Raw genomic sequence first — 11,493 nt, forward strand, 5'->3', positions numbered from 1 at the left:
TATGTCGAATGATGTGCTTGAGGTAGTAAACCGCTCCAACCCTCATAGTTAACAAAATATTAACAACAAAAAATTCTGCTCAAACCTCGATCTTGATGCTTGACGTTGGGCGAGGGGATTGGTAGACAAGATCTGCAAGCACCGCAGACGGAGATCTTGAAGCTCTCCAGGTGCCGATAAAGCACTATGGTACGCCTTCACGCGAAGGCCAGGCATGATGCCAATCCATTTTGCCGGTAAAGCCCGGATGTCATGTGAGCAGCGGATCGAGATTCTCTTGAGGCATGAAGCCATTCCGCTGGGTCGGTTAGATCCCGACATTCCCTGAACAATCACATCATTCAAGGAAGAAGCACATGTCTTCAATTAACACGAACCTCTCTGCTATCACCGCTCTGCAGTCCCTCAAGACCACGCAGAATGCCATGAACAAGAACCAGAACCAGATCTCGACGGGTCTGCGCGTCGGAGAGGCCTCCCACAACGCTTCCTATTGGTCGATTTCGACCAAGATGAAGTCCGACAACGGTGCCCTGGGCGCTGTGAAAGACTCGATCAAGCAGTCCAAAGCGATGATCGATACCTATACTTCGGCCATCGACAAGAGCCTGAAGTATCTCGACACCATGAAGACCAAGCTAACGGCTGGTTCAAACCCGGGTGCAAACCTGGAAGCGATCCAAGTTGAGCTCAAGTCCAGCATCGAAGGTCTGAAGAGCGCAGCCTCATCAGCAACCTTCAACGGACAGAACTGGCTTAGCGGAGAAGCCAAATCGGTGAAGCTCGTCAGCTCGTACGATGGCGAATCGAAGAAGGTCAATACGCTCGACATTGATACCACAAAAGTTCAGCTGTTTGATAACGTAGCTAATCCAACAGCTGGTCTTCTGAAAGCGGTCGCGAACATTGATGTCGCGAACCCGCCAAAGGCAGCTGGATACACCGACTTCTCTCTTAAGCTCGCAGATCTCACGGTTGGTGACACCATCGATCTGAAGGTGTCCGACGGAGTCACCACTACGACTGCGACCAAGCTCACGCTTGCTGCCGTTCCTGCTAGCCTTCAGGCACTCGCCAACACCATCAATGGCGCAACCGCCGCAGGTGAAATTGGTACACTTGTGAAGGCTACCGTAGTCGACAACAAGCTTCGCCTTACTTCGATTGTGCCCGGTAAGGATGTCACTGCAAACTTTGGCGATGTTTCCACTAACACCGGCGACGTCGCACTTACTGCAGGTGTTGTAGGCGGCTCAACAACCTTCGCGATCGATGCGACCAAATTGTCTGCTGGTGACGAGATCCGGTTCAACGTTGGCACTGCAGCGTCCGGTGCCGGTGGTACAGCCTATAGCTTCAAAGTTGGTGCTGAGCGGTCAATCGACGATCTTGTCGCTTCTATCAATGGTGACAGCGCCATCAATAGCGCAGTTGAAGCTACGAAGGACACGAACGGAAAACTGAAGCTGACCGCCAAGGCAAACACGAACAACGTTGGTGGCTCCTTCGCTAATGTCTCTAACGGGGTTTCCACCACCACGGGTCAGATAGCAGTTGCTGACGCCCTAAAGGCTGTTGATAACGCACTTAACGAACTGCGGGCTGGTTCAGCCATGCTGGGCGCCAACAAGGCTCTCCTTGAGACCCAGGAAGAGTTCATCGGTGTCCTGTCTGACTCACTGACCGCTGGCGTCTCCGCCTTCATCGATGCCGACATGAACGAGGTGTCGACCCGCAACCAGGCTCTGCAGACCCAGCAGCAGCTCGGCGTGCAGGCTCTCTCCATGGCTAACCAGAACAGCCAGATGATCCTGAAGCTCTTCCAGTAAGAGGTTCAGCATCAGCCTGAAGGGAGCCTCGCCTTGAGAAAGGCGGGGCTCCTTTCGTTCGGGAAGAGCGTATTATGTCCCTTATCCAATCACTTCGCTTTCTGTTCCGGCTCAAGCTGCTGGCCACAGGGCTGACAGCCGGCATCGCCGGAATGGGATTTTCCAGCAAGAGCCATGGATTGGCCACCTGGTTCGGCCCCTGGGACTATGTGCTGAGGCATGACGACGAGGGGCAGCCCCAGGCGGCCTTCGCTCGATTGCGGGGAGAGAACGGTTCTCTGCTTTGGCTCACGTGCCAGCGCTTCGCGTCTGAGCCCGATCAGCCCTCGACTCCTTTCATGACGGTCGCCGTTGCGCAGAAACAGTTTCTTGGTCGGAGCAGTCCGAACGGGAGAAGCACCGTCTATTGGTTCGACGACAATGGTCCTATGGTTGGCCACTGGATCTACCGCGACCGGCACGGTCAAATCCCGGATCCCGGCCAGGTACGCGCCTTCGTCGACAAGCTCGCTGGAGCGAAAAGCCTGACCATCGAGCTCTCGAACTATCGTTATGAGACGCAGCAGCACGAGTTCCGGTTTGACCCGAAAGACATCAGCAACGTCGCGGACAGGTTCAGGAAAGACTGCGCCGCTATCCTTCGCGAAAAGATTGATGATTCTTCGCTCGCCGAGTGACCGCCTGATTCAGAGCTGGAAGGGCCCGCCATGATCACCACATCCACACGCTACCAACTCGTCACCCGGGATCTGGCACGAACCAAAGCCCTGATCGAGAAGGATCCGGCGACGAAGCGCGAGATCGAGTATTATCAGGCGAACATCAAGACGATCAAAACGATCGAAGATTTCGTCAAGAACGACCGCATCTTCAAGTTCGCCATGAAGGCCTACGGTTTGGAGGACATGGCCTACGCCAAGGGACTCTTCAAGAAGCTGCTCCAGGAGGGAGTCACCAACCCCCTGAGCATGGCGAACAAGATGTCGAACCCGCTCTACAAGGAGTTTGCCAAAGCGTTCGACTTCAAGGCGAAGGGAGCCGCGGCAACGTCGGAGGCCAGTGCTTCGACCGACGCGGTGCAGAAGTATGTTCAAATCTCCCTCGAGAAGAAGGAGGGCGACCAGAACCAGGGCGTGCAGCTCGCCATGTACTTCAAGCGCAAGGCCTCGTCGGTTACGACCACAATGGGTTTGCTCGCCGACAAAGCGCTCCTCAAGTTCGTGCAGACGACCTTCAACATCCCGCAGAATGCTTCCAAGGCCGATCTCGACATCCAAGTGAGAAACCTGGAGAAGCACATCACCATCAAGGATCTGCAGGACCCGAAGAAGGTCGACAAGCTGATCCAGCGCTTCAATGCCATGTGGGACGTGACCAATCCCAGCATGGCCACTGCTGCGCCGGTGCTGACGCTGTTCGATCAGTCATCGCCTCAGCAAGGCTTCAGCGTTGACCTAATGATGAGCATCGCCAAGCTCCGTCCCGGCGGTTTCTAACGTCGCGAAGGCGTTGGGATCACGCAACGCCTTCGCGACAGCTTAGCCCTTGGCCCGCACCGCCACGATGACACGCTCGGACACCGGCATGGCGTCCGACGGGGCTTGGACCACATACACCCCGTGGCAGACCCGGGTCATCCTACGGACGGGGGTGTGGTGCTTGTCCGCACCCGTCAGGTAGTTCACGGTGTAGTAGGGTTCGCCGCCCAGATAGGTTGTCGTTTTGGTGTTGAAGACATAGCCTACCTGGCTGGAGTTGATGCGGTATACGGATGTGGGTGGGCCATAGGCTGCGATGCGTGATGAGATCGGCTTACCGATATAATCCGAGCACGACATCTCGGCCGTCTCATAGGTGGCCGTCGTGCAGCCGCTGGTGGCGAAAGCAACTGCAATCAAGGCAAAAACAGGTCTCAAGCCAGCCTCCTCGTAACTCTCAAAACCTATCACGAATTTCCCGCCGCTCCGATCCATCGCCATGAGACTTCGCGTCGTTTGGTAAAGACAGTGTTCGAATGTCCTAAGGCATCTTCCGGTTTGCGCCCGCCTGTTCGTACCAGTCTCGCACAAGGCTGCCGGTGCATGATCCATTCCGAACGACAGAAGTGTCGAATCTCGGAGAGATTGAATGAGCATCATTCTGGTGCCGGTTGTTGCGGCATCGCTGATCGGCCTTGTCGGCACGCCTGCCATTCGCCTCATGGCATCGTCGAAAAGGGCCAAGAGCTGGGCCAAGAGCCAGAGCGGAATACTGCGTCGTTACTGAGGCAAAGCGGACCAAGCCGGTGAGGGAAGATGCCGCCCTGCCGGGCTGCTCTATCCGATAGAGTCACTTCTTGTCGATCGGGACGTTGCTGCGAACCGGAGAGTCAATCACTGCGATCCTCTTCATTTGAAGAGTATCGGTGCCCGGCGCTTTGTTCGTGCGTCAGCCTGTTGCTTGAAGTCAACACTGCGACATCGTTCTGACATCTTACCCCGAATCCCGCTTGCGCAGATCTCGTGCGGCTGACAGCTTTGATGAAAAGAAGCGATTGGATGCGGGGGCATGAACAGGATCGGTTTCTTAAAGCAGACAAGAAGGCGATTGCTGGCCGCCGCAGGAATGGGCGTCGCGATCCTCTCGACAATCGCTGCGGCGAAGACCGCTCACGCGTTTCCGCAGTTGAACCTGCCGGTGATGAGTGCCGCGATCCTGTCCTCCGGTCAGGCCGGACCGACTCCGGCCTGGATCCTCTTCTGCAAGCAGATGCCGAATGAGTGCGCGGTCGATCCTTCCGAGCCCGCAATCGTTGCGCTGGACAAGGAGACCTGGAAGCTTCTCGTCGACGTCAACGAGCGCGTGAACGCCACGATCCTGCCAGTGACAGACCAGGACCACTGGGGCGTGGCGGATCGTTGGGATTACCCCGATAACGGTATGGGCGATTGCGAGGACATTCAGATCCTGAAGCGCCGCGTGCTCATCGAGGCAGGCCTGCCGCGGCGGGCTCTGCGGATGACTGTGGTGATCGACGAGCTCGGCGCCGGCCATGCGGTGCTGATGGTGCGGACCGACCGTGGCGACTACATCCTCGATAACAAGCGTGCGGCCGTCCTGTCCTGGCAGGAGACCGGCTATCGTTATGTGAAGCGGGAAGGCTCGGAGAGCACGACTTGGGTGTGGCTCGGCAATCAGGCCGCGCCGATCGTGACGGCCACCAAGTAAGGATGTCGCGGCATCGCATGAGCGCGCAAGCCGCGCTCAAGCAGATAAAGCATCAGACGTGAATCTGAACCCACGCCTGATGCTTTAGTGATTTGAATGAACGCATCTTTCTATGCAGAGCCGGGTTCCACTTTTGCGTTCGATGCTATCGCGTCTCTCAGCTTGCAACCTTTGAAGTCGGCCGCTGGCTGATCATTGTCTCGGACGTCAGCACGACCCAACCGTTGTCGGAGCGTTCGATTGAGATGATCTGACCGATGCCGGGAAGCGTCATTCCCGGCGTGACCCACCAGACGCCGTCCGGACCTTCGATCAGGGCGGACTCGCTCGTGGCGCGGTGAATCACGTAGCGCTGGAATTGGCTCTGCCGATCGATGGCGAGAAGCGCCTTGTCGGTCTTGGCCTCCACCACAGATTCCGAGATCTTCTGCCTGTTCAGAGAGCCGGTCGTGGCCGGGCTGAGATCGGGTGCACGCGCATGGCCTGCCTCCGCGCTCTTGCTCATCTGCAGGCCGTTCCCTGCGCTCTGAAGATAGGCATAGCCGTCGCTGAGATAAACCGCATAGACCGGAAGGGCGACAGCCGAGAGGGTGAGTGCCAGCCCGAGGCACATGACGATCCGATCGCCCACCGCCTCGCGTGCCCGGATCAGTTCCTCCAGGCGACGCACCTTGCGCTCCTGCGGGTCGACGGTGGCTCCGCTCCCGGCCTGTCCGGCCCTGGCCACCTGCTCCAATACTTTATCGAACCGTACGCCCATGGAAACCGCCGCTATGAGAATCGACTGCAATCATTCCTATGGGGTTATGCTTAACAATCCGTCACTTGCCCAAGAGAAACCCTGTTGAAAACTTCGATAATTCGGAGCAAGCCCCGCACAAGCGTTCTGTGAATACTGCTTGCCGTACTCACGCGATATTGCGGATCAAGCTGTTTTTGGGGGATGCATGAAGATCAGGACGAAGATATTTGCGCTTGTCGCGGCCTTGAGCTTCGTGGCGGTGGTCATTGCCGCCGTCAGTATCAGCACCTTGAAGACCTACAATCAGGCGGTCGATGACGTGAGGCTCGCGGCCACGCGCGCCCTTTACGGCGAGCGCCTGAACCGGCTCGTGACGCATGTGGTCATGGAAGCGCGCGGCATCTATGCTTCGAAGACCACGGCCGATGCGCGCAAGTTCGGCGACGGGCTTACCGTAAGCTTGAATGAGATCGACACGCTCCTGAAGGAGTGGAAGCCGATTGTTCCTGACTCGCACAAGGCGCTGTTCGATGCCGTGGTCGCGGACGCCGCATCGTTCAAGACCTTCAGGTCCGAGACCGTGCGCCTCGGCGCCGAGGTGTCGCCCGAGGCTGCCAACGCACAGGGCAACAACGAGGCCAATCGCGCCAACAGAAAAGCCTTTCAGACCAGCATCGATGCCCTGACGAAGAAGGGAAGCGAAGAGATCGCAGCGGTCGACCGCTACTCGGCGGAGCTCTACAGCGAGCGTCTCACGCTGCTCGTCTCCATCGCGTTCGGCGGCACGATCCTGGCGCTCCTGATCGGCTGGCTTGTCGGCCACAGGCAGATCGCCCGTCCGCTGAAGATCGTCACCGAGGCGCTTCAGAAGCTGGCCTCCGGCGACTACAACCTGCCGAAGGCGAATGCCGGCAACGACGAGATCGGCGAAATCTGGAAGGCCACGCAGGTCTTCGCCGGCACCATGGAGGAAGCGGACGGGCTCCGGCGCCAGCAGGCAGAGTCTGAAAAGCAGGCCGCCGAGCGCCGCAGGCTCGAGATGATGAATCTCGCGCAGGGTTTCGAAGGCAGCGTGGGCGGCCTCGTCCAGCATCTCTCCGTCGCGGCCCAGCAGATGGAAGCCACAGCCCGCTCGATGGCAACCACCGCCCAGCAGACGAACATCCAGTCGAACTCGGTGGCAGCTGCGGCCGAGCAGACCTCCAGCAACGTCCAGGCCGTGGCGGCCGCGACAGAAGAGCTTGCCGCATCGTCCAACGAGATCGGAACCCAGGTGTCGCAGACCTCGGCCGCTGCGGCCCGGGCCGTGCAGAATGCGCGCAGGACCAATGAGCTCGTGGAGACGCTCGCCGACGGCGCGCAGAAGATCGGCGAGGTGGTCGCCCTCATCAACAGCATCGCGAGCCAGACCAACCTGCTGGCGCTCAATGCCACCATCGAGGCGGCGCGGGCAGGGGAGGCAGGCAAGGGCTTCGCCGTCGTGGCCGCCGAGGTGAAGGAGCTGGCGAACCAGACCTCGCGGGCGACCGAGGACATCACCTCGCACATCAACCAGATCCAGCAATCGACCAAGGGGGCCGTCGACGCCATCCGGGAGATCGGCCTCACCATCGAAGAGGTGCACCAGATCGCCACCAACGTGGCGGCTGCGGTCGAGGAGCAGCAGGCGGCCACGCAGGAGATCGCCCGCAATGTGAGCGAGGCGGCCCGCGGCACCCAGGAGGTGACCCAGAGCATCGTCCAGGTCCAGGGTGCGGCCACCCATGCCGGATCGGCGGCCTCCCAGGTGCTCGCGGCTGCCGGGGAGCTGGCGACCAACTCGTCGGCCCTGAGCCGCGAGGTCGAGGGCTTCCTGCAGGGTGTCCGGGCGGCGTAACGTTAAAGCTTCAAGACCGAGAATAGAAAGGCGCAGCACTTCGGGGCTGCGCCTTTTCTATTGAGGCTCCCTGCCGCGGGAGCCCTCAGGCCGTTCTTGAGATGTCCTCGGTCGGAGCACTGCCGCCCGTGGGGCCAGCTTCACGGCTGAGCCGACGGGCCTCCTGTGCCCTCTTGGCTGCTTCCTGGACGTGCGACACCAGCGTGGCGTTCAGGTAGGGCTTGGCGAGAAACACCGCCCCCGGCGGCATATCATCCTCTTTCGGCCATTCCCGGCCCGAGGAGACGATGATCTCCACCCCGGGCCAGTCTCGACGAACATGGCCGACCAGCTCGTAGCCGTTCATGCCCGGCGGCATCTCCACGTCCGAGAGCAGCACGTCGATGGCGACCTCGGCCTTCAGAACGCGCAGGGCCTCCTCGGCGTCGCCGGCCTCGATGACACGGAAGCCCGCCTCCAGCAGGATGTCGGCCGTAACGAGCCGCACCAGCGGTTCGTCTTCGACCAGGAGAACGACGCCTATGGGTTGCTGATGGGACACGGGACCGAGGGGACAAGAGGATGGGCAGGTGGCAAACGTGGCCATTGATAGACGGTTCCCCTTAAGAGGGCCAGCCTATCCCGCATGGTGACTTAGCGCACGGGGCGGGGAGAACCCGCAGGGCATCCCGACGTTGTCCGCCTATTGTATGCGTCTGGGGCAAGTATGAGTGCTGCATCCGTTACGGTTCTTCCACGCCGGACCCCACCGACCATCCTTGTTGTCGAAGGGGATGTCCGGATCCGGTATCGCGTCAGCGACGAGCTGCGGGCCTGGGGATTCAAGGTGCTGGAGGCCGGCTCCGCACCGGAGGCCCTGACCGTGCTCGATGCGGTTCCGGTCGATCTTCTGGTCCTGGCGCTCGACCTGCCGGTGGCCGGCAGCGGCTGGGACGTGGTTCGTCACATGCGCGAGAGGCCCGCGCCGACGAAGATGATCGTCACGTCCGGGGAGACGGATCCGCCGGACAGCCTTGAGCCGTTCGTCCGCAAGCCCTACCAGGCCGCCGAGGTCGCGGCCCTTGCCGCGCAGAGCCTGAACTGGCCGCATCCTCCACAAGCTTGACCGCAGGAACAAAGGCAAAAGCTCGGCGGTTAGCTTCGCGTGAGCACGTCATCGACCCATATCTCGGCCGAGGCCGACACCCCCCTCCAGACCGTTCTCGTCGTCGAGGATGAGGTTCTGGTCCGTCTCGTGGTTGCCGAGTACCTGCGCGAATGCGGCTACCGGGTCCATGAGGCCGTCAGCGCCGAGGAGGCGCTCCTCATCCTTCAGGCTCCCGAAGTGTCCGTCGACATCGTGTTCAGCGACGTCGAGATGCCGGGAGAGATGGATGGCTTCGGGCTCGCCCGCTGGGTCCGGTCCAACTTGCCCGAGACCCAGGTGATCCTCACCTCTGGGGCAGAGCGGTCGGCCGACATCGCCGGAACCCTCTGCGAAGCCGGTCCCCTGATGAAAAAGCCCTACCACACGCAGGAGGTGGTGGACCGGATCAAGCAGCTGAAGGCCACGGCAAAGCGCTTCTAGAGCCTCGTGCGGACCCAACGAGCTGCTGCGCCGCAGAATCACGGCTGCTTGACGATTGGGAACCGGATAAAATCTTTGCCGTTTTATGCTGGATGAAACCGCACCGCCGCATCGTGAAGCAGCCTGTTGTCCTGCTGGTGGAGGACGAACCCCTGGTTCGCCTGACCCAGGTCGACATCCTGAAGGAATCCGAGTTCTGGGTCGTCGAGGCCCAGGACGCCGATGAGGCGTTCGAGCTCCTGAAAACACGGCCGGAGATCGACGCCATCCTGACCGACGTCAACATGCCGGGTTCCATGGACGGCTTCGAGTTCGCCCGGCTGGTGCGGCAGGGCTGGCCGGAGGTGGCCGTCCTGGTGATTTCCGGCAAGACCGGCCCCGGACCGGGGGACCTGCCGCCCAACGCCATGTTCCTGCACAAGCCCATCATGCCCGATGACCTGATTGCGGCCCTGCAGGAGGTGATGGCCCGGCGGCCTCAGAACAGCGACGCTACCTGACAGGCTCCGCAGAGCCCGAACCTGCCGGGCCAGCCTGCTCTTGCCGCCCGGCCAAGGCCTGCCTATAACTTGCGCCCGACGCCTCACCGGGAGGCGTTCTTTCGACAGGATGCGCGCAGACATGGATTTCCACCCGACAGCAACGCCGCTTTGCCTTGCCACCGGGACCATCCATCGCCATGCCTGCTTCGATCACTCTTTCCAGTCTCTCCTGGGCCACGCCTGACGGCCGCTCCCTTCTTTCCGATCTCGACCTGAGCTTCGGCCCTGAACGGGCGGGACTCGTCGGCCGCAATGGTGTCGGCAAGTCCACGCTTCTCCGCTTGGTCGCCGGCGAGCTGCGCCCGCATGCCGGTAGCGTCGCCGTCAACGGCACTCTCGGTACCTTACGCCAGTCGGTTCAGGTCGATCGGGCCGAGACCATCGCCAGCCTGTTCGGAGCCACGGATGCGCTCGCGCTCCTGCGCCGCGCCGAGAACGGCGAGGCCACGGCCGAGGAGCTTGCGGATGCGGACTGGACCCTGGAGCCGCGCATGGAATCCGCTCTCGCCCAGGTCGAGCTGGATGCACGGCCGGACACGCCTCTGGCAACTCTATCGGGCGGGCAAGCCACACGCGTCCGCCTCGCCGCGCTCGCCTTCTCGGAGCCTGACTTCCTGCTCCTCGATGAGCCGACCAACAATCTCGACCGCGAAGGGCGCGCGGCAGTGATCGACCTTCTGAGCCGGTGGCGCGGTGGCGCCATCGTGGTCAGCCATGACCGGGAACTGCTCGAGACCATGGACGCCATCGTGGAGCTGACCACGCTCGGCGCCACGCGTTACGGCGGCAACTGGAGCCGTTACCGCGAGCGCAAGGCGCTGGAACTCGCGGCGGTTCGGCACGACCTGGCGGATGCGCAGAAGCGTGTGGCCGAGATCGAGCGGAAAACGCAGGCAGTCGCTGAGCGCAAAGCGCGCAAGGATGGCGCCGGCCAGAGAAAGCGCGCCAAGGGTGACATGCCGCGCATTCTCATGAATGCGCGAAAAGACCGGAGCGAGGACACGGGCGGCGACAACGCGCGCCTTGCCGAGCGGCGCCGCGCGCAGGCTCTCGACCATGCGGCACTGGCGCGCGAGCGCATCGAGATCCTGCAGCCGTTCTCGGTGGTTCTGCCGCCAACGCATCTGCCGGCCGGCAAGATGGTTCTGTCAGTCGAGGGCGCAAGCGTCGGCCATGCGCCGGAGCGGCCGATCCTGCGTGACCTCTCGGTCTCGATCACTGGACCGGAGCGAGTTGCCATCGTCGGGCCGAACGGCTCCGGCAAGACCACGCTGCTCGCGCTCGTCACAGGTCAGCTGCAACCTTGGAGCGGGAGCGTGCGGATCTTCACCGATTTCGCTTTGTTCGACCAGCGGGTGAGCCTGCTCGATCCCACAATCTCGATCCGTGACAACTTCAGGCGCATCAATCCGGCGGCTGACGAGAATGCCTGCCGGGCCGCGCTCGCGCGCTTCATGTTCCGGGCCGATGCCGCATTGCAGCTCGTCTCCACGTTGAGCGGCGGGCAATTGCTGCGGGCGGGGCTCGCCTGCGTGTTGGGTGGGCCGCAGCCGCCCGCGCTCCTGATGCTCGACGAGCCGACGAACCATCTCGACATCGATTCCATCGAGGCCGTCGAGGCGGGACTGCGGGCCTATGACGGCGCGTTGCTGATCGTCAGCCACGACGAAGCCTTCCTGGAGGCCATCGGCATCACGCGCCGGCTTGACCTCTCAAGGTGGCGGGCGTGA

Annotated in this window: 13 protein-coding genes; 10 read left to right on the top strand and 3 right to left on the bottom strand. The window is 61.4% G+C overall.

Annotated features, from left to right (window positions below; translation table 11 throughout):
- Positions 1–356 precede the first annotated feature (356 nt).
- The 3 genes from JKL45_RS03580 (at position 357) to JKL45_RS03590 (ending at position 3,325) form a co-directional block, all read left to right on the top strand.
- On the top strand, positions 357–1,829 hold the full coding sequence (locus tag JKL45_RS03580) for a flagellin N-terminal helical domain-containing protein (RefSeq protein WP_201859729.1): 1,473 nt from the start codon (positions 357–359) through the stop codon (positions 1,827–1,829).
- A gap of 74 nt (positions 1,830–1,903) precedes the next feature.
- Entirely contained in the window at positions 1,904–2,506 is a 603-nt protein-coding gene (locus tag JKL45_RS03585; RefSeq protein ID WP_201859730.1) for a hypothetical protein, read from the top strand.
- 30 nt (positions 2,507–2,536) lie between these two features.
- Positions 2,537–3,325 (top strand): DUF1217 domain-containing protein, encoded by a 789-nt coding sequence (locus JKL45_RS03590; protein ID WP_201859731.1) that lies wholly within the window; start codon positions 2,537–2,539, stop codon positions 3,323–3,325.
- A 42-nt stretch (positions 3,326–3,367) separates the two neighbouring features.
- Here JKL45_RS03590 and JKL45_RS03595 read toward each other — a convergent pair whose 3' ends face one another.
- On the bottom strand, positions 3,368–3,745 hold the full coding sequence (locus JKL45_RS03595; RefSeq protein WP_201859732.1) for a hypothetical protein: 378 nt from the start codon (positions 3,743–3,745) through the stop codon (positions 3,368–3,370).
- 211 nt (positions 3,746–3,956) lie between these two features.
- On the opposite strand from JKL45_RS03595, the gene JKL45_RS03600 reads away from it, so the two are divergent.
- The gene (locus JKL45_RS03600; RefSeq protein WP_201859733.1) at positions 3,957–4,094 is read left to right on the top strand and encodes a hypothetical protein; all 138 of its coding nucleotides are present in this window, start codon (positions 3,957–3,959) and stop codon (positions 4,092–4,094) included.
- A gap of 282 nt (positions 4,095–4,376) precedes the next feature.
- On the top strand, positions 4,377–5,036 hold the full coding sequence (locus JKL45_RS03605; RefSeq protein ID WP_201859734.1) for a transglutaminase-like cysteine peptidase: 660 nt from the start codon (positions 4,377–4,379) through the stop codon (positions 5,034–5,036).
- A 157-nt stretch (positions 5,037–5,193) separates the two neighbouring features.
- Here JKL45_RS03605 and JKL45_RS03610 read toward each other — a convergent pair whose 3' ends face one another.
- Positions 5,194–5,826 (bottom strand): hypothetical protein, encoded by a 633-nt coding sequence (locus tag JKL45_RS03610; RefSeq protein ID WP_201859735.1) that lies wholly within the window; start codon positions 5,824–5,826, stop codon positions 5,194–5,196.
- A gap of 157 nt (positions 5,827–5,983) precedes the next feature.
- Between JKL45_RS03610 and JKL45_RS03615 the strand changes: the two genes are divergently transcribed.
- Positions 5,984–7,654 carry a methyl-accepting chemotaxis protein gene (locus tag JKL45_RS03615; RefSeq protein WP_201859736.1) on the top strand — a complete coding sequence of 557 codons (1,671 nt, stop codon included), beginning with the start codon at positions 5,984–5,986 and terminating at the stop codon, positions 7,652–7,654.
- Between the two features lie 85 nt (positions 7,655–7,739).
- On the opposite strand, the gene JKL45_RS03620 is transcribed toward JKL45_RS03615, so the two are convergent.
- Complete coding sequence (locus JKL45_RS03620) at positions 7,740–8,240, bottom strand: response regulator (protein WP_201859737.1); 501 nt, start codon at positions 8,238–8,240, stop codon at positions 7,740–7,742.
- A gap of 120 nt (positions 8,241–8,360) precedes the next feature.
- Here JKL45_RS03620 and JKL45_RS03625 point away from each other — a divergent pair, with 120 nt between their 5' ends.
- From JKL45_RS03625 to JKL45_RS03640, 4 genes are all read left to right on the top strand, one after another.
- Positions 8,361–8,759 carry a response regulator gene (locus JKL45_RS03625; RefSeq protein ID WP_201859738.1) on the top strand — a complete coding sequence of 133 codons (399 nt, stop codon included), beginning with the start codon at positions 8,361–8,363 and terminating at the stop codon, positions 8,757–8,759.
- 39 nt (positions 8,760–8,798) lie between these two features.
- Entirely contained in the window at positions 8,799–9,221 is a 423-nt protein-coding gene (locus JKL45_RS03630) for a response regulator (protein ID WP_201859739.1), read from the top strand.
- A gap of 92 nt (positions 9,222–9,313) precedes the next feature.
- A complete protein-coding gene (locus tag JKL45_RS03635; protein ID WP_201859740.1) occupies positions 9,314–9,721 on the top strand; it encodes a response regulator in 408 nt (135 codons plus the stop codon).
- Positions 9,722–9,900: 179 nt separating this feature from the next.
- Positions 9,901–11,493, top strand: coding sequence for an ABC-F family ATP-binding cassette domain-containing protein (locus JKL45_RS03640; protein WP_201859741.1), 1,593 nt, complete (start codon positions 9,901–9,903; stop codon positions 11,491–11,493).

Source organism: Microvirga soli (genome assembly GCF_016734765.1).
Taxonomy (GTDB): domain Bacteria; phylum Pseudomonadota; class Alphaproteobacteria; order Rhizobiales; family Beijerinckiaceae; genus Microvirga; species Microvirga soli.